At 68.0% G+C, this 17,478-nt stretch carries 14 protein-coding genes and 1 pseudogene; 4 read left to right on the top strand and 11 right to left on the bottom strand.

Going from position 1 to position 17,478, the window contains the following annotated elements; genetic code table 11:
• Positions 1 to 97 precede the first annotated feature (97 nt).
• The 3 genes from nagB to PUN51_RS13285 are packed head-to-tail and all read right to left on the bottom strand — an operon-like array spanning position 98 to position 3,246.
• The gene (gene nagB, locus PUN51_RS13295; RefSeq protein ID WP_275181274.1) at positions 98 to 877 is read right to left on the bottom strand and encodes a glucosamine-6-phosphate deaminase; all 780 of its coding nucleotides are present in this window, start codon (positions 875 to 877) and stop codon (positions 98 to 100) included.
• 21 nt (positions 878 to 898) lie between these two features.
• Positions 899 to 2,470 (bottom strand): transporter, encoded by a 1,572-nt coding sequence (locus PUN51_RS13290; protein ID WP_275181273.1) that lies wholly within the window; start codon positions 2,468 to 2,470, stop codon positions 899 to 901.
• The gene (locus PUN51_RS13285; RefSeq protein ID WP_159631661.1) at positions 2,452 to 3,246 is read right to left on the bottom strand and encodes an ABC transporter ATP-binding protein; all 795 of its coding nucleotides are present in this window, start codon (positions 3,244 to 3,246) and stop codon (positions 2,452 to 2,454) included. The genes PUN51_RS13290 and PUN51_RS13285 overlap by 19 nt, the downstream gene beginning before the upstream one ends.
• A gap of 51 nt (positions 3,247 to 3,297) precedes the next feature.
• Between PUN51_RS13285 and PUN51_RS13280 the strand changes: the two are divergent.
• A pseudogene (locus PUN51_RS13280) lies at positions 3,298 to 5,191 on the top strand (Na+/H+ antiporter).
• Positions 5,192 to 5,201: 10 nt separating this feature from the next.
• On the opposite strand, the gene PUN51_RS13275 reads toward PUN51_RS13280, so the two are convergent.
• The 4 genes from PUN51_RS13275 to PUN51_RS13260 are packed head-to-tail and all read right to left on the bottom strand — an operon-like array spanning position 5,202 to position 9,350.
• Positions 5,202 to 5,480 (bottom strand): DUF3253 domain-containing protein, encoded by a 279-nt coding sequence (locus PUN51_RS13275; RefSeq protein ID WP_224026460.1) that lies wholly within the window; start codon positions 5,478 to 5,480, stop codon positions 5,202 to 5,204.
• 28 nt (positions 5,481 to 5,508) lie between these two features.
• Positions 5,509 to 6,606 (bottom strand): NADH:flavin oxidoreductase/NADH oxidase, encoded by a 1,098-nt coding sequence (locus PUN51_RS13270; RefSeq protein ID WP_275181272.1) that lies wholly within the window; start codon positions 6,604 to 6,606, stop codon positions 5,509 to 5,511.
• Entirely contained in the window at positions 6,606 to 7,628 is a 1,023-nt protein-coding gene (locus tag PUN51_RS13265) for a tetratricopeptide repeat protein (RefSeq protein WP_275181271.1), read from the bottom strand. Before PUN51_RS13265 ends, PUN51_RS13270 begins: the two co-directional genes overlap by 1 nt.
• Positions 7,629 to 7,679: 51 nt before the next feature.
• On the bottom strand, positions 7,680 to 9,350 hold the full coding sequence (locus tag PUN51_RS13260; RefSeq protein ID WP_275181334.1) for a hypothetical protein: 1,671 nt from the start codon (positions 9,348 to 9,350) through the stop codon (positions 7,680 to 7,682).
• Between the two features lie 233 nt (positions 9,351 to 9,583).
• On the opposite strand from PUN51_RS13260, the gene PUN51_RS13255 reads away from it, so the two are divergent.
• Positions 9,584 to 10,897, top strand: a complete 1,314-nt coding sequence (locus PUN51_RS13255; RefSeq protein ID WP_159631656.1) for an AI-2E family transporter — start codon at positions 9,584 to 9,586, stop codon at positions 10,895 to 10,897.
• 13 nt (positions 10,898 to 10,910) lie between these two features.
• On the opposite strand, the gene PUN51_RS13250 is transcribed toward PUN51_RS13255, so the two are convergent.
• A complete protein-coding gene (locus PUN51_RS13250; protein ID WP_275181270.1) occupies positions 10,911 to 11,708 on the bottom strand; it encodes an alpha/beta hydrolase in 798 nt (265 codons plus the stop codon).
• A 45-nt stretch (positions 11,709 to 11,753) separates the two neighbouring features.
• On the bottom strand, positions 11,754 to 12,107 hold the full coding sequence (locus tag PUN51_RS13245; RefSeq protein ID WP_159631654.1) for an ATP/GTP-binding protein: 354 nt from the start codon (positions 12,105 to 12,107) through the stop codon (positions 11,754 to 11,756).
• 128 nt (positions 12,108 to 12,235) lie between these two features.
• Between PUN51_RS13245 and nucS the strand changes: the two genes are divergently transcribed.
• Together nucS and PUN51_RS13235 are read left to right on the top strand one after the other, a co-directional pair.
• Positions 12,236 to 12,931: an endonuclease NucS gene (gene nucS, locus PUN51_RS13240; RefSeq protein ID WP_275181269.1), complete on the top strand. Its 696-nt coding sequence runs from the start codon at positions 12,236 to 12,238 to the stop codon at positions 12,929 to 12,931.
• Positions 12,932 to 13,235: 304 nt separating this feature from the next.
• Positions 13,236 to 13,439, top strand: coding sequence for a cold-shock protein (locus tag PUN51_RS13235; protein ID WP_011692441.1), 204 nt, complete (start codon positions 13,236 to 13,238; stop codon positions 13,437 to 13,439).
• A 130-nt stretch (positions 13,440 to 13,569) separates the two neighbouring features.
• Here PUN51_RS13235 and PUN51_RS13230 read toward each other — a convergent pair whose 3' ends face one another.
• Complete coding sequence (locus PUN51_RS13230) at positions 13,570 to 16,167, bottom strand: bifunctional lysylphosphatidylglycerol flippase/synthetase MprF (RefSeq protein ID WP_374114946.1); 2,598 nt, start codon at positions 16,165 to 16,167, stop codon at positions 13,570 to 13,572.
• Positions 16,149 to 17,477 carry an alpha/beta hydrolase gene (locus PUN51_RS13225; protein ID WP_275181268.1) on the bottom strand — a complete coding sequence of 443 codons (1,329 nt, stop codon included), beginning with the start codon at positions 17,475 to 17,477 and terminating at the stop codon, positions 16,149 to 16,151. Before PUN51_RS13225 ends, PUN51_RS13230 begins: the two co-directional genes overlap by 19 nt.
• Position 17,478 lies beyond the last annotated feature (1 nt).

Below are 17,478 nucleotides of genomic sequence, written 5' to 3'. Positions count from 1 at the left end.
CCCGGCCGGACGTTCGACGGCGGCACGCCCGTGCCGGGGTCCCGCACCGGCCGCCGTCGTACTTTTGGACGCCCTGGCGCCGCTCCCGCAGGCGCCGTCACAGCCCCTGCCACGCGGGCTTGTTCTCGTACGTATGGCGATAGAAATCGGCAAGTTTCAGGGCCGAGGCGGCGGCTTCGTCCAGCAGGACCGTGGCATGCGGATGGAACTGCAGCACCGACGCGGGACAGATGGCGGCCACCGGTCCCTCCACGAAATCGCGGACCGCCTGCGCCTTTTGCGCCCCCGTGGCCAGGAGGACCACGTGGCGTGCCGCCATGATGGTGCCCAGCCCCTGGGTGATGACGTGGTGCGGCACCTCGGCCAGGCTGGTGAAGAACCTGGCGTTGTCCCGGCGTGTCTGCTCGATCAGGCTCTTGATCCGCGTCCGCGACGCGAAGGAGGAGCCCGGTTCGTTGAAGCCAATGTGCCCGTCGGTGCCCACGCCCAGCAACTGAAGGTCCACGCCGCCGGCCGCAGCGATGGCCTGTTCGTACGACTCGCAGGCAGCCGGGATGTCAGTGGCGGTTCCGTCGGGGCCGTGGACGTTCTCCGGCGCGATGTTCACGCGGTCGGTGAATTCCCGGCGTATCACCTCCCGGTAGGACTCGGGGTGGCCGGCCGGCAGGCCCACGTACTCGTCCAGCGCGAACGCGGACGCCCTGCTGAAGTCCAGGCCCCGTTCATGGCGCGCGGCGAGTTCGTCATAGACGGGCAGCGGCGATGACCCCGTGGCCAGGCCAAGGACAGCGTCCGGCTTGCGGCGGACCAGGTGTTCGATGGCGTCCGCCGCGAGTCTTCCAATCTGCCTGCTGCCGCCGAGTATCACGATTTCCATGGTGTTCCCTTCCTGGAACTGTCAGCGGTTGACGGTAACCTGCGCCAGGAGTTCCGGCCCGCGGGCCTCCAGCCACCTGCCGCCCAGCCGGACGCCGGCCCCGAAAAGGACCAGGCCCAGGACGGTTCCCACCGCGAGGTTGAGCCAGCCGAACAGGATGTTGCCCGTGACCGCCTGGGCAACCAGCAGCGCGGCCTCCGGCAGGACCAGCACCATCAGGACCAGCATTCCCACGAACTGCACGGCAAGGGTCTGCCCCACGTTGCCCGGCGGTTTCTTGAACGGGCTGTCCCCCGGCAGCGGGACGGTGACGGTGTAGCGGGCCGATACCACCGAGGAAAGGCCCAGGCCGGTGAAAAGGATCCCCAGGCTGAACCCCAGCTGGCCGGGCAGTGCCGTCCAGTTACCCGTGAAGGCGGCGTAACCCACTGAGAACACCAGCACCACGGGCAGCGCAAAGGTCATGCACGCCAGTGCCCGGCCCAGCCGGTCCGCCACCCCCCTGACGCCGGTGGCCAGGTGCAGGGCAAACGCGGTGTTGTCATAGGAGACGTCGGCGGAGATGGACCAGGCCAGAATGAAGGCGGCCACGGGGGCAAGGAAAGCTAGGCTGCCGTAGCTGCCCGTCTGCGTCCCCTGGAACGCCAGGACCACCGGAAGCAGCGGGATGACCACCAGGGAACCCGAGTACCGCGGGTCCCGGAGCCAATAGGTGAGAGACCTGGCCATCACCGCACCGGCCGGGGTGGGCGGCAGCACGCCGAACAGTCCCAGCCTGCCGCCCCTGCGCTTCCCCGCGCCGGCGTACGGCGGGGTGACCAGTGCCCGTTCGAGCAGCAGCTTCCAGCACCAGGCCAGGGCGCCGAGGACCGCCACCGCTACCAGCAGTTTCACCGCGGCCTGCCCGGGCCGGCCCGACGCGACGTCGCCGCCCAGTGACCATGGCGCCCCGAGCGGCGTCCAGGACAAGGTCCGGGCCAGCTCTGGCAGGAACCCCGTGGATGCCGGGATGCCGCGGCCGACCCCTGCCACGACGGGGCCCAGCAGGACCAGCGGCACCATGACCGCAATGGCGCTGATGTCCTTGAAGCGCCGGGAAGCCGCCAGGCTGGCTGTTGCGGTGGTGACCACCTTGGCAAGCACAATACAGGTCATGACACCCAGGCACGCCCCGGCCAAAGCGGCGAGCGCGGGGAGCACGCCCCGTGACCAGGTGACCACCGTGGACAGTGACACCAGTGCGGTGGCCAGGCCCGGGATGCCGATCAGGCCGCCAAGGGCAAGGCCGGCAAGCAGCTGCTTCATGGGGACCGCAAAAGTGGTGAAGCGGGCCGGATCGAGGGTCATGTCCGTGGCGGAGGCCACCACCGGAACCACGGCCCAGCCCAGGACGGCGGCGGAGCCGCCCAGGACCACGGCCGTGTGGGCGGTCACCGGACCGGCGTTGCGCAGCAGGACAAGGGCGATGACCAGCGTTGCCACCACGCCCAGGGCGTAGAGCCCGGCGATGGCCATCCCCACCAGCTGCCAGGGGCTGCGGCGCAGTCCGTTGCGGAGCAGCGTGAGCTTGAGCCTTAGAAGGTGCGCAACCATTCCAGCCCCTCCGTGTGGCTGTGGCCGCCAACCAGCTGTACGAACCGGTCCTCCAGCGAGGCTCCGGCGCGCACCTCCTCCACCGTGCCCGCGGCCAGCAGCCGGCCTTTGGCCACCACCGCCACGTGGTCGCACATGCGCTGGACCAGATCCATCACGTGGCTGGACACGATGACCGTTCCGCCGGAGTCCACGTACCGGTCCAGGATGGAGCGGATGTTCGCTGCAGACACGGGGTCAACGGCTTCGAAGGGCTCGTCCAGGACCAGGAGCCGCGGGGCGTGGATGAGGGCAGAGGCCAGGGCAATCTTCTTGGTCATGCCCGCCGAGTAGTCCACCACCAGTGTTCCGGCGTCCTGGCTGAGGTCCATGGCAGCCAGCAGCTCCCCCACCCGCGCGGCCACCACGTTCTTGTCCATGCCGCGCAGCAATCCGGCATACGTGATCAGCTGCTCTCCGGTCAGCCGGTCGAAGAGCCGGACCCCGTCGGGCAGGATCCCCATGAGCCGCTTCGCTTCAAGTGGGTGCTGCCAGACGTCGACGCCGTGCACCACGGCGGTGCCGAAGTCCGGGCGCAGGAGGCCGGTGGCCATGGACAGCGTGGTGGTCTTGCCTGCACCATTGGGTCCCACAATGCCAAAGAATGAACCCGCCGGGACCTCCAGGCTGATACCGTCCACCGCGATCTTGCCGCCAAACCGCTTGGCCAGCCCGCGGATGGACAGGGCCGCCACGGGGCCGGGATTCGACGCCTGGTCAGGCATGGGAGCAGTCATGGTGCCAGCCTAGTCCGCGGGCCGTCGCTGCGGGGGTGCGAAACTAACCTCATGGACATTGCCCTGGGCCTCCTGGTGATCGTTGCGGTGGTGTGCGCCGGCAGCGCGGCGGGGCGGAAGCTCAATCTCCCGGTTCCGCTGCTCCTGGTCCTTGCGGGCGTGGCAGGATCCTTCCTGCCTTTCATCCCGCAGGTCGAGCTCAATCCCGAACTGGTCCTGGTTGGCCTGCTGCCCCCGCTGCTCTACGCCGCCGCGTTCCGCACATCGTTGTTCGACTTCACATCGAACCGCCGCTCCATCGGGCTCCTGTCCGTGGGCTATGTCATCTTCGGCACACTGGGGGTCGGGGCGGTGGTCTGGTGGCTGTTCCCGGAAATCCCGCTGGCTGCCGCCATCGCCCTGGGTGCGGTGGTGGCTCCCCCGGACGGTGGCTCCCCCGGACGCCGTGGCGGCCACGGCGATCGCACGGAAGGTGGGCATGCCCCGCCGGATCGTCAACATCCTCGAAGGCGAGTCACTGGTCAATGACGCCACGGCGCTGGTGTGCCTGCGCGCGGCCGTGGCCGCCATCGCCGGCTCGGTGTCAGCACTGGATGTGGCGGGCGGCTTCGTGGTGGCGGCCGGCGGCGGGCTGGCGGTGGGCCTCGCCGCCGCGTACATCCTTACCGAAATCCGGAAACGGATCAGCAACGTGGCCATCAACACCTCCACGTCGCTGATGGCCCCGTTCGTTGCCTTCCTCCCTGCCGAGGCCATCCACGCCTCCGGTGTGCTCGCCGTCGTCGTCACCGGCCTGGTGATGGGCACCAAGGCGCCGTCCATGCCCAACGGGGCCGCGCGGCAAAGCGCCCGCAGCAACTGGGACACGGTGCAGTTCCTCCTGGAGAACTCCGTGTTCCTGCTGATCGGCCTGCAGGTGCGGACCATCATCGACAGCGTCCAGGACGATTCCCTGGGCGCGGGCCGGGTATGGATTGGCTGCGCCGTGATCCTGGTGGCCGTGCTGGTGCTCCGGCCCATCTGGGTCTTTCCCGCCACATACCTCCCCCGCCTGATTCCTTCCGTGCAGCGCAAGGACCCCGCACCGCCTTGGCAGTTTCCCGCCATCGTGTCCTGGGCGGGCATGCGCGGCGTCGTCACGCTGGCCGCCGTGCTCACGCTGCCCGATGACCTGGAACACCGCAACGTCCTGGTCCTGGCCGCCATGGTGGTGGTGGCCGGCACCCTGGTGCTGCAGGGCTTTACGTTGCCGGCCCTGGTCCGCGCCCTGGGTTTGCCCGGGCCGGACCGGCGCGAGGATGCGCTGAACCAGGCCTCACTGATGCAGCTGGCCACCACTGCGGGCATGGAGCGCCTGGAGAAGCTCCGGCGGGACAGCGATCCACCTGAAGTCATGGACATGCTGCGGCGGCGGACCCAGGAGCGGGGACTGGCAGCCTGGGAACGCCTGGGCAGGCCAGCGGCAGAGGCAGCCACCCCGAGCCAGCGGTACGCCCAGCTGCGGATGGCCATGCTGGAAGCCGAACGGGAAAAAGTCCTGGAACTCCGGCGCGGCGGGGACTTCGCCCATGAGGTCCTCAGCGAAGTCCTGGAGCGGCTGGATGTGGAAGAGTCCATGCTCGATGCTTCCCTCAACGAACTCGACTCCGCTGCCGGCGGCGGTGGCGGTGAAGGGCTCTCCCAGCCGGGCGGCGTCTGCGACCACCTGACGGCGGCCATGCCGGCACCGCTTCCCGACAACCCGGCCTGTGCAGGCTGCGAACGGGAGGGCACCACACCGGTGCACCTGCGCATGTGCCTTGCCTGCGGACACGTTGGCTGCTGCGACTCCTCGGCGGGACGTCACGCCAGCCGCCACTTCAAGGAAACCGGCCCCCCCGTCATGCGCAGCATCGAACCCGGCGAAGAATGGCGCTGGTGCTACGTGGACGACCTGCTCGGCTGACGGCCGGCCTTCACGGCGCCTTGCGGATCCGGATCGGCCCCTTTGCCGTGGCGGGATCGACGACGGAGCCGCCCTGGGTGATGTGGACCTGGCCGGCGTCAACCAGGCGCCGCGCAGCTTCGCGGGCCGGCTCCATGAGGTGCCGCCAATCGTCGCCGCCCACCGCCCTGGCGGCATCGGACGGGCAGATGGTGGACGTTGCCGCCCGGGAAGCGAGCAGTTCCAGGATTTTCGCTTCCAGTTGCCGCCCAACCGGGATGTCAGGGCCGTCCCCGGCAGAGTCTGCCATGCCTGGCTCCGTCTTCACGGGATGGGGCTTAGAAGGTCCGCCGCGGGATGGCCCGCTCGTACTGGGGCGGCCAGGCCATGTCGTGGCCCAGTTCGAACGCGGCCCGGAGCCACCAGTGGGGATCGCGCAGCGCGGCCCGGGCAATGAAGACGCCGTCGGCCTGGCCGGTGGCGATCGCGTGCTCCGCCTGTCCCGGCGTGGTGACCAGGCCCACCGTGCCGGTGGCGATTCCGGCCTCCGAGCGGATGGCGGCGGAAAACCCGGTCTGGTAGCCCAGGCCCGGCTTGATCTGCTGGTGGGCCACCGCCCCGCCGCTGGAAACATCCACCAGGTCCACGCCACGGCCGGCCGCCTGGCGGGCCAGGCGGACCGAGGCTTCCTGGTCCACGCCGCCCGGCGCCCAGTCGGTGGCCGAGATCCGGAGCAGCAGGGGCATGGAATCGGGAATCACGGCGCGGACCGCGTCAACCACGGCCAGCACTAGCCGGTTGCGTCCGGCCTCGTCCCCGCCCCACTCATCGTCACGCTCGTTGATCAGCGGGCTCTGGAACTGGTGCAGGAGGTAGCCATGTGCCCCGTGGATCTCCATGGTGTCGAAGCCCGCGGCCACCGCGCGTTCAGCGGCTGCGGCAAAATCGGCGATGACGCCGTGGATTTGTTCCACCGTCATGGCAGCTGGCGCCTCGTAGCCCTCGAACGAGGTGGTGGACGGACCAACGGTGCCCCACCCGCCCTCGGCGGCGGGAACACTGCCGTGCCGGCCGGAGAAAGGCCAGAACGTGGACGCTTTCCGGCCCGCGTGGGCCAGTTGCACGCCAATCTTGGTGCCGGCAGTACCGTTCCGGTGGACGAAGGAAATGATCCGCTGCCAGGCTTCCGCCTGCTCGTCGTTGTACAGGCCGGCATCGCGGGGGCTGATCCGGCCTTCGGCGTTCACGGCCGCGGCTTCCGTGAGGATCATCGCCGCGCCGCCCACGGCAAAGCCGCCCAGGTGCACCAGGTGCCAGTCGTTCGGAACCCCCGGGGCGTCGTCGGGATCGCAGCTGTACTGGCACATGGGCGACACCCAGCCCCGGTGCTGCAGCTCCATGGACCGCAGCGCCAGCGGCTGGAACAGGGCCGGCACTAGAACAGCACCCGGGCCAGCGCCTGGCGCGCCTTCGCCACGCGCCCGTCACCGGCGCCCACCACCTCGAACAGTTCCAGCAGCCGGACCCTTGCGGTCTCACGGTCCGGACCGAAATTCCTGCCGATGAAGGCCACCAGCCGGTTCAGTGCGTCCTCCACGTGGCCGCCGGCCACGTCCAGGTCCGCCACCCCAAGCTGGGCTTCCAGGTTGTCCGGCTCGTTCGCCGCCAGCGTGCGCAGCGCTTCGCTGTCCTGGGCCGACACGGACTGCAGCCGGTCCATCAGCTCCACCTGGGCCAGGCCGGCCTTGGCTTCATGGTCCGACGGCATTTCCTTCAGCGCCTGGCGGTAGGCCTCAGCCGCGGCGGCGTAATCCCCGGCTTCGATCGCGTCGTACGCCGCCTGGTGCAGCGGCGGCAGCGGTGCCGGCTCCTGCTCAGCGGCGCCGCCGGCGTCAAGGCTTCCTGTGACGCCGTTGGCTGCGGCCACCTTGAGGAGTTCGTCGAAGAGGCTGCGCACCTGCTGCTCCTCCGCAGACCCCTGGAAGAGCGGTACCGGCTGCCCCTTCAGGACGGCGACGGCGGTGGGGACGGCCTGCACCTGGAAGGCCTGGGCAAGCTGCGGGAAAGCTTCGATGTCGGCGGCGCCCAGGACCAGGCGGCCACCGTAGCTGGCCACGATGCGGTCGAGGGTCTCCACCATCCTGCCGGACTCCGGCGAGTAGGAAGCCCACAGCGCGAACACCACGGGAACCTGTGCGGACAGTTCCACCAACTGCTGGAAGTTTGCTTCGGTGACGTTGACCTTGAGCTCGGGTCCGCCTGCCACCGCGCCCGGCTGCCCTTCCTGCGCCACCCCTGCCGGCGGCCCTGACGGCGAGGTGGCGGAGGGAGCTGTACCGGAGGGAGCTGTACCGGAGGGAGCTGCGGGGCGCTTCAGTGAGGAAAGGTCGACGGCGCCGCGCAGGTTAAGCAGGTTGGCAGCGGCAGGAGGGACTGGGCGGGAAGCTGGCGAACTCATGTTTCCCACTCTAGCCACTCCGGCCGCTGCCGGTGGTAATGCAGTCAGGCGCTACTTGAAGCTGGCGCCCACCAGGCCGCGGGTGGCGGCAACAAGCTTCATCGGATCCGTCGATCCTGCCGGCGGCACGTAGACAGCCATCGATTCGGCGAAGTTCAAGACCATGCCCGTGGTGGTTTCCTTGCCACCGGCCAGGGCTGCGGCATCGTCACCGATGCTGAGCTTGTCGCCGGCGGCCTTCGGGGTGCCTTCGAAGCCGAAGTTGATCCGGCCCAGGACCAGGGCCCCGCCGTCGGAGGTCCGGAACACCACGGTGCTCTCGGGGACCACCTTGTGGGTGAAGGAGAAGTTGCCGTTCTCGCCGGCCTTGACCACCTCTGCCTGGTAGGACAGGGTGTCGGCGATGTACGGCGAGGAGTCGCCCTCGACCAGCTTGTCCTTGAACGGCGAGTCCGCGGACGTGAGCCTGTCGGCCAGGCCGGACATTGCTTCCTCGCCACTGTAGAGCAGCCCGGACTTGTCCGATGCGGCCAGGGTGTCGGTGCCGCCCCGGCTGATGTTCGGGAACGTGGTTCCCGGCTGCAGGGGCGTGGTTTCCATGAGCTTGTAGTTCTCGCGGGGCGACTGCTGGACCAGCGTCAGGATCTGCGGGACAACGTTGCCTTCGCCCTGGGTCACGGCCAGCACCGAACGCGGCCAGTCACGGTCGCTGGTGACCACCGTGGTCAGCAGCTTGGTGGAGCGCACGGGCATGCGCGGCTCGTAGGAGCCCACCTGGGAGCGGATCTTGTAGTTCTGGGTGCGGATTTCCAGTTCGGGGCCGGCAACGCGGTCCGCGAGCTTGGCGGCGTCCTTGGCCGCGTCCCCTGCATCGGTGGCGCTGGAGACCTGCTCCAGGATCCGGCGGAACTGTGCGTCCAGCAGGACAGGCGATCCTGCTGCTTCCTTGGCCGGCGATGAGGCACTGCCGGAAGGCTGGGGGCTGGGGCTGGCAGCCTGGGCGGCCGTGCCCGATGCGGCCAGCACTGCTGCTGCCACACCGGCTGCCACCATGGTGACCTTGGAGGACGACGACGGGTCCTGGTTCTGCGTCTTCCGGGCACGGGCGCGGGCAGCGAAGCCGGAGTCGCCGCCGTTGTCGCCTTCACCGTTTTTCCGGCGGGCGGAGAGCAGCGCCAGGACGATTCCGCCCACGATCAGAAGGCTGCCCAGGACCATCAGCGGAACAGCCCAGGGAGTGGACGTGTCGTTCGGGAACGTCATGGACACGGTGGCCGGTGCCGGCTTCGTGCCGTCGGAGGCAAGCAGGAGGCTCCAGTCGCCGTCGGCGGGCGGTGTCCAGGTGTATTCAAGCTCGCCGCTGGCGTTCTCGTTGGACACCCAGAGGTCCGAACCGGCCGGGTTCGGTGCCGTGCCTTCGCCGTCGGCGTGCTCAACCTGGAGCGACTTTTCGTCCTCGGACACCCCGGTGATGGTGTTGTGGGCTGTCTTGCCCACCCAGGCAGCCACGTCATCCGACCGGCCGGAGGCCAGCATGAAATTTCCGTCGCCCTGGACGTTGATCTTGACCGTCCCGCCGTGCAGGGTGCGCAGCTTCTGGTCAATAACGGTCAGCGGCGCCGCTGCGGCATCGGCCGGCGCGGACGCGGTGAACGTCTCGGAGGGAGCCCAGATGGTTCTCTGGCCGATACCGGCCAAAAGTGTCAGGAGGCCGAGCAGCACAAGTGCGGCTGCAGTCTTTAAACGCAAGGGAAACACCTATCATCAGCGGGGGTTTGCCTTCAATAGTAACCTTTTTGTTACCAGAGCCCCCTTTTTTGCCCGTCCGCCCCGGCCCGGCTGGCCAGCGCACGGCGCCTTCGGCTCGTGGTGACAAGCCTGCTGATAGTGTTTGCGATGATCATCACACCGGCCCGCGCAGGCGGTGCCACGCACGGAACAGGCCCCCAAAACCATTGACTGACAAGACGGACCCGTCCTCGGCTGCAGCCGGAAATCCAGGGGATCCCAGGGGCCCGGTTCCTGCCGCCGTTCCTCCGCTCGGCATGGCAGCACGCCGCGGGGGTTCAGCCGCTGCGGCCCTTGGCCATGTGGTCCGCCGGCTTCGCCAGCCATTGCCCGGCGCCCAGCCCAGGCTTCGGTTCGAGATGCCACCGGAATACACCGGACAGGCCCCGGAAGCGGACCACGACGGCGACGAGGAGCCGCAGTTCGGCCACCCCGGACCGCGCATGTCCCCCCAGCACCCGTTGTACATGGGCTTCATGGGCACCGTGGGCGTGGGACTGGCGCTGCTGGTCTACTGGATCGGTTCCCACACCACGCAGCTGCTGCTGTGGATCGTGGCCGCGCTGTTCATCGCCCTGGGCCTGGAACCGGTGGTGGGCTGGCTCGAAAACCGGAAAATCCCCCGGCCTGCCGGCATCCTGGTCTCCGTGGCAGTCCTGATGGGCGCTGTGGTCGGATTCTTTGCCACCCTCATTCCCACCATCGTTGAACAGGTCTCCGAAATCGTGCGGCAGGCGCCGGACTGGGTGCGCAACTTCATGGATTCGGATTTCTTCCGCAGCGTTGACGACCAGTTCGGCGTGCGCGACCGGATCACCGAGGAACTGAACAAGTTCGTCAACGACCCCGCCGCGATGGGCGGCATTTTCGGCGGTGTGCTGGGCTTCGGGTCCACCGTGGCCAACAGCCTCTTCGGCGCCCTGATCGTCCTGGTCCTGAGCCTGTACTTCCTGGCAGCGCTGCCCGCCATGAAGAAGTGGGGCTACCGCCTGGCCCCGCGCTCCCGGCGGAAGCGGGTGGCCGCCCTCTCGGAGGAGATCACGCGGTCGGTGGGAAACTACGTGATCGGCCAGGCATGCGTGGCCCTGCTCAACGCCACCTTCGCGTTCGTGGTGATGTCCATCGTGGGCATTCCGTTCGCCCTGCTCCTGGCATTCGTGGTGGTCCTGCTGGCCTTCATCCCCCTGGTGGGCGGGATGATCGCGGGCATCGTGGTCACCCTGGTGTCCCTAACCGAGGGCTGGCAGGCGGCGGCCATCTACGCTATCTGCTACTTCGCATACCTGCAGTTCGAGGCGTACTTCATTTCACCGCGCATCATGCAGAAGGCCGTTGCAGTGCCGGGCGCCGTGGCGGTGATTTCCGTCATCGCCGGCGGCAGCCTGCTGGGTGTCCTGGGGGCCTTGATCGCCATCCCCACGGCCGCCGCCGTGCTGCTGCTGGTCCGGGAGATCTACATCGTCCGGCAGGACCAGCACTAGCACTGCGGGAAGCCTAGGCTCCGGCAGTCGCCGCCGGACCGTCCCACTCCTGCGGCAGCTCCGCAGGGTCGGGGTCATGACTGACCTGGGCCACAATGTCGTTCAGCACCCGGGCCGCGTACTTCTCCCCCACCCACAGGTGCTTGGCCCCGGCCACGCCCACCACGCGGGCCTGCGGCACCAGGCTGAAGCGTTCGGCGGCCTCGGCCGGCTGCAGGAAGTCGTCATGTTCCGGCACCAGGACGGTGAGGGGCTTGCCTGATTCCGCCCACATCTGCAGGTGCTTGTCCGTGGCGCGGTGCAGCGGGGGCGAGAGCAGCACCGCGCCCTCAATCTGTCCGGCCACCGGTTCCACGGCGCCGTACATCAGCGCCAGCTCGGTCCCGAACGACCAGCCCACCAGCCACCGGTTGGGCAGGCCCCGTTCCACGGCGAAGCGGACAGCTGCCTCCACGTCGTAGCGCTCGCCCACTCCCTCCTCGAAGGCGCCGCTGCTGGTGCCGCGCGGTGAGGCGGTGCCCCGGGTGTTGAAGCGCAGCACCGCGATGCCGGCCAGCGCCGGAAGCCGGTAGGAGGCCTTCCGGTAAACGTGGGAATCCATGAAGCCGCCGTGCGTGGGCAGCGGGTGGAGCGTGATCAGCGTGGCCTTGACCGGACCCGACTCGGGCAGCGCCAGCTCCCCCACCAGCGTGTGGCCGTCCTCTGTCTGCAGCTCGATGTTCTCGCGCCGGGCAGGCAGGACAGTGGAGGCACGGATGGGAGCGGGGCCCTGGGTCGGGCTGAATTCGTACGACGCCGGATCAAAAGTCATGCCTGCCAGCTTAGCGACAGCGGAGGTTCTTCTGCCGCGCCGGGGTCAGCGGTAGCGGTAGCTGCGCGTCATCCAGCAATTGGTGTGCCAGTGCCGACGTTCCGCAAGGCCGGCGGCAGCTCCAAAGAGATGGTCGTCCTTCCACACCACCAGGTGGGCGATCCCTGGCAGCACCGCGGTGGAGCATTCGGGGCAGATGTAGGTCTTCTCGGCATTTTTGGCGGTCATGGTGCGGACCATCCACTCGCCGTCGGGCGCGCTTTCCCGGCGGGCGATTCCGGCCCGGGCACGCTCAAGGTCCAGTTCGGGAACGTCCGCACTGCCCTTCCGGCCTGCGCCCCGGCCGGAAACAGGGCCCTTGCCGGAGGCGGGACGGCGGGGACGGTTGGAACGCGGCATGCCTCCATTCTGCCCCAGCCGGTTGCCGCGCCTTACCGTGGTGCCCCCGCCCGTGGCTTCCTGCCGTCCCGCCCGGCCGCCCGGCGTCGACCATGGCCTGCCGCAGCCCACGCGATAGTCTGTACCGCGTGCGACTCGTCATAGCCCATTGCTCCGTTGATTACGTTGGCCGGCTCAAGGCCCATCTCCCCCTCGCCACCCGGCTCCTGCTGGTGAAGGCTGACGGCTCCGTGCTGGTGCACTCCGACGGCGGTTCCTACAAGCCGCTGAACTGGATGAGCCCGCCGGCAACCCTGCGCGTTACGTCCCCGGACGAGGTGGACCTCGAGCTGGGCGTAGTGGAGCAGTGGACCGTGCAGTCGGCCAAGACCGATGACCGGCTCATCATCAACATCCACGAGAAGGTCAGCGAGTCCTCCCACGATCTGGGCGTGGACCCGGGGCTGATCAAGGACGGCGTGGAAGCGGACCTGCAGCGGTTGCTGGCCGACCAGATCGAAACGCTGGGCCAGGGCTACTCCCTGATCAGGCGCGAGTACTTCACGGCGATCGGACCCGTGGACATCCTGGCCCGGGACGCCGATGGTGCCACGGTGGCCATTGAACTCAAGCGCCGCGGGGACATCGACGGCGTGGAGCAGCTGACCAGGTACCTGGATCTGCTCAACCGCGATCCCCTGCTGGCACCGGTCCGCGGGATCTTTGCAGCCCAGCAGATCAAGCCGCAGGCGAAGGTACTGGCCAACGACCGCGGGATCGACTGCGTCACCCTTGACTATGACGCCATGCGCGGGGTCGACGACAGCGAATCCCGGCTCTTCTAGAATTCCCTTTGTTGCTTCGGGCACCTAATTGGCGCCTTTCCAGATGGCCTTCCCTGTCACCTGTTTTTTACCTAAATTTTTTCCTTTTTACTGTTCGGGCCGTTGACCTGCGGGAACGGGCATGAAATTCTTATCTCAGTCTTTGTGTAGGTGTTTTTCATGCTCGCAAGACATGTTGCGAGCGCGAAGCTCCTGCAGCGCCGGACCTGTCCCAGGCAAGGCAATCCAGGATTCTTCTCGCGGAGTGACCAAGGTCGGCACGAGGTGTGCCGGGCTTAAAAAGTTCCACAATGAGGAGAAATAAATGGCACAGGGAACCGTCAAGTGGTTCAACGCTGAAAAGGGCTTCGGCTTCATCACCCCGGACGACTCCGATGGCGATGTCTTCGTTCACTACTCCGAGATCCAGACCGGTGGCTTCAAGACCCTCGACGAGAACCAGCGCGTTCAGTTCGAAATCGGCCAGGGTGCCAAGGGCCCCCAGGCCACCGGCGTAACGCTGGTCTAGTACCGCCGGGCCGCCTGGCGCGGCTGTCAGCAAAAACAAATGATCCCCGGCGCAATTGCCCGGGGATCATTTGTTTTTGAAAATATGCGCCGCAAATATGACTTTATCGTTGAGCGGCGTATGGCCGGTGTCAGGTCACTAATTTGCGGACCAGGCGGGCGCCCTGGGCAAGGGAAAGCCCCGGCAGGTAGGCGCGCGTCAGCGCCCTCCCGATGGCGGGCAGGTGCAGCGGGTCCTGGTAGTACAGGTACAGCGCCCGGTACTCGGGCTTGAACCGGGATTTGAAGGCTGCCAGGGAGCGGAAGCCATAGACGGGCTCAAGCGCGTGGCCCACCAGGTCCAGGATCCTCACGAGGTTCTGCGCGCCCTCATCGGTGGCGGCTGCGTCTTCCTCCCTTTCGGCGTCCCCTGCTGCGTCGCCCTGGGCTGCGTCCTCCGGACGGCTGGCCAGGGGCGAGCCTGACAGCGAGATCATGTCCACTGAATCGCGCAGCTCAAGGACGGCAGAAGCGATCAGGAACTCCATGACCCCGGGAAAACCCTCACTGCCCCTGCGCATGACGTCCAGCGTCCGGCTGACCAGCCGCCCGCCGTCGTACACCGGAAGCCAACTGGTCACGCCGTGGACCGCACCGTTGCCATCCACGGCCAGGCAGCAGAGGACTTCCTCGTCATCGAGTTCGTCCACTCCCCCAAGCGTGAAGCCCATTTCGGGAACGGATTTACCGGCCGCCCATTCCTCGGACACTTCGTTCAACCGCGACCTGAGTGCGGCCGGCAGCGAATGGTAGGAGCCCCAAACCGCATGCACCCCCAGCTTGGCGGCGCGGTTCAGGGCCGTCCTGACGTTCTGCCATTCCTTTCCCTTGAACTCCAGCTGGTTCAGCGCCAGCCGCGTCTCCTGCGCCACCGCCACCCGGGAGAAGCCCCGTTCCCTGAGCGCCGGCCACAGCGTGTCGTCGCAGGAATACAGTGCGGGGATCAGCGCCTGGCTGCGGCAGTAGTCCAGGAACCCCTCCGTCACGCGCTGCTCCGCCTTGCGCTCACCAAAGGCGCCGCCCAGGGTCAGTGCCACCGTCCCGTGCTGCTGGAAAGCCATGGCACCGGCGCCGTCCGGGCTGAACCAGTAAGTGTTGGGCTCCCACAGCGCCATCCAGGACAGCGGGCCGCCGCCCTGGTGGAGCAGTTGCCGGGCGCGGTCCCGGTCCTGCCGGCCGAAGTTCAGGCCATGGTGCCGGCCCACGAGGACCCACCACACGGCCACCAGGGCCACGAGCCAGAAGATTGGCCCCGAGTAGGCGAACAGGAGGGCTTCGGCGCTGTCCCGTTCCGGGAAGACCCGGCGGAAATGCTGGGGTATGGGCACCGGAACATACTGCCGGGCCAACTCCGCGAAAAGGCCCAGCAGGCCGCCGTCGCGGGCCAGGCCGCCGGACGAGAACCAGGCCACGGTGTAGGAACTGGCCAGGACAAGCCACGTTCCGCAGACCACGGCCCCGAGGGTGCGCCGGGCACCCGGCCGGGTCTGCACGCGGAACTGGCGGCGGTTCAGCCACAGGACCACCGCCAGCAGCAGGGGGACAACCACGAGTGGCAGCACGTGGGCGAAGGCCGAGGACAGCGGCGTGGCATGCGTGCCCTGAAGGCGCGAGGGAACCAGGGCGAACAGGGCCAGGTAGACCGCCGCCAGCGCCGTGACAGCCAGCTGGATGGCCAAGGCGATGTTGAGCGCCAGCCGGCGGCCCCGGCGCATGCCGTCCGCGCAGATCAGCAGCAGGATGACCGGCACCACTGCCAGCGCCAGGCCGAACGGTCCGGCGAATCCTGCCCTGCCTGTCTCCAGGCAGGAGGCATCAACGGTGGCGCCACAGTTGAACACGAGCTGGCTGAGCGTGGGCATCGGACTCAGCACGACGTCCCGCAGCAGGGCAAGGGGGCCGGTGGGCGCGCGCGTGATTCCCGTCAGGATGGGGCCCACGGCAAAGACGGCAACGGTGAGGGCCAGGAGGTTCCTGGTCTCGCGGCCGGTGGACCGGTGGCGATGGAGCCGGCCCTGGTCACCCTGGATCCACCACCCTGCCAGGAGGCCAAGCAGGGCACCGATGAGCCCAATGATGGTCTCGGCGTGACCGACGTAGAGGACCAGCAGGATCGAGATCGACAGCACCACGGTGCGGAGCCGGCGCTGCCACAGCAGCGTGATCCGCGCACTGGCGGCAAGGCCCGCCGTCAGGACCGGCGCATAGGGCCCGATGAGGCTGTCATCCACCATCCTGTCCAGCCAGCCGTCCCCCACGTACCCCGCCAGCTGGGTGACCAGGAGGAACACCGTGACGGCGGCAAACTGGCCGCCAAAGAAGAGTCCGACGGCGGCGCGCCGGCCCAGCTTGCGCTCGGCGAGTCCGAGCAGCAGGACAATCATCAGCGACGCGGTGAGGTAGGCCAGCGGGTTGGTGGCGAAGAACAGGCTGGTGAACAGCGACCACCACTGCCCCTTGCGCAGGCCGGGCCCGCTGACGGACGCCAGTCCCAGGAGTTGCTCCGGCGGCCCATCCAGGAAGCTCCCGGTCAGCGCGGCAGCAGCCAGGAAGGCGACCAGCACACCAAGTGTGAAGGGCATCGATTTCAGTGTGCCCAGCGCCTTCCGGACGGCAGGGCGCCCGACGGCGGCCCACATCAGGACGACGGTACGGTCCGGTTTCCGTGTGCTCACCACTGCAGGCCCCATTGGCTGCCCAGGAACTGCAGTGCGTCCGCAAAGCGCTTGGACGAGGTATCCCAGGAGTGGCCTGTGTGTTCCACCTCGTGCGCCTGGACGGTGAAGCCCGCGTTCTCTGCCGCGGCGGCCAGTGTCCGGAGGTTCCCCACGAACTCCGGATCGTTTTGGCCTGCCGTAAGGTACATGCCGCTGGACTCGAACCGTTGGTGTTTCATGATCTCCAGTGGAGTCTGCTTGGTGAATTCTTCGGGGTTTCCAGGAAAGGCGGCGTCGATGGTCTTCTGCCGTTCCTTGGCAATGGCGGGTTCGGCCTCGCTGGAAAATGCCAGCACGTCCGCGTAGATGTCCGGATGCCGTGTTCCCATCTGCACTGCGCAGGTGCCGCCGAAGGAGAACCCGCCCACGGCCCAGTGGCGGTGGTTGGTGTCCACCGCCAGGGTGGAACTGATCCAGCGGGGCACGTCCTGGGACAGGTAGGTGTCTGCCTTGGCGATGCGGCTGTCCATGCACATGGTGTTTGCGGACTGCGACCCGTTCGGGTCCGGAATGACCACCACCGGGGCCACCCCGCCGTGTGCGGCGGCGAATGAATCCATATGGCCGCGGATTGCGCCGCCGGTGAGCCAGTCCGCCGGGCCGCCGGGCTGCCCGGCCACCAGAACCAGCACAGGCAGCGCCGGCCTGTTGGCAGCAAAATAGGCAGGGGGAAGGTAGATGAAGGCATCCCGGGTGGACATCCCGGAGGCTGTTCCCGGGATAGCGGACTTCCGCAGTTCGCCTCCGGCCGGCAACTCCCCCTCAGGCTTCCAGCCCTGGAGCGGGACACCGTCAGATTCGCCGGGGTGCCGCATGACGTCCTGCTCGAGGACCGGTATTCGGGCCAGGGCCGTTCCCAAAAGGTCGCTTACCGTCCTGTTCAGGCCAAAGTAGGCGTTGATCTGGATTGCTGAGAGCAGTACCACCAGCAGCATGGCGAGGATTCCGGCACCGCGTCCGCCCCAGCCCGTCCTGGGCAGGCGGAGCAGGCCCAGGAGGACCGCCGCCACACCGGGCACCAGCCACAGCAGTACGGGATCCGGCAGGTCCTCCGGGAAGACAGTGAAGACATTGATGAGGGCCCAGTGCACCGTGGACACCAGCGCAAACGCGGCGGCGGCAGCAAGGAGGATACGCAGCGCCCAGGTCCGGGCCCGGTGCACGGACGTCATGGAGGCACGCCGGGGCGGCACCAGGAGATAGGCTGCGCCGCCAACTCCCAATACCAGGACGGTTCCATACAGTGGACCGTCCGTGAGCCGGATGTCTGAAAACCAGTCCACG

It is taken from the genome of Arthrobacter sp. NQ4 (assembly GCF_029077345.1).
Lineage (GTDB): Bacteria > Actinomycetota > Actinomycetes > Actinomycetales > Micrococcaceae > Arthrobacter.
Note: the sequence above shows the minus strand (reverse complement) of the source record. Positions and strands in the feature narration are given on the sequence as shown.

Bases quoted from the DNA above. Each gene is read 5' to 3' on its own strand.
- PUN51_RS13230 (WP_374114946.1), bottom strand. From the start codon at position 16,167: ATGGGGCCTGCAGTGGTGAGCACACGGAAACCGGACCGTACCGTCGTC.
- PUN51_RS13290 (WP_275181273.1), bottom strand. From the start codon at position 2,470: ATGGTTGCGCACCTTCTAAGGCTCAAGCTCACGCTGCTCCGCAACGGA.
- PUN51_RS13275 (WP_224026460.1), bottom strand. From the start codon at position 5,480: ATGGCAGACTCTGCCGGGGACGGCCCTGACATCCCGGTTGGGCGGCAA.
- nagB (WP_275181274.1), bottom strand. From the start codon at position 877: ATGGAAATCGTGATACTCGGCGGCAGCAGGCAGATTGGAAGACTCGCG.
- PUN51_RS13245 (WP_159631654.1), bottom strand. From the start codon at position 12,107: ATGCCGCGTTCCAACCGTCCCCGCCGTCCCGCCTCCGGCAAGGGCCCT.
- PUN51_RS13265 (WP_275181271.1), bottom strand. From the start codon at position 7,628: ATGAGTTCGCCAGCTTCCCGCCCAGTCCCTCCTGCCGCTGCCAACCTG.
- PUN51_RS13235 (WP_011692441.1), top strand. From the start codon at position 13,236: ATGGCACAGGGAACCGTCAAGTGGTTCAACGCTGAAAAGGGCTTCGGC.
- PUN51_RS13285 (WP_159631661.1), bottom strand. From the start codon at position 3,246: ATGACTGCTCCCATGCCTGACCAGGCGTCGAATCCCGGCCCCGTGGCG.
- PUN51_RS13250 (WP_275181270.1), bottom strand. From the start codon at position 11,708: ATGACTTTTGATCCGGCGTCGTACGAATTCAGCCCGACCCAGGGCCCC.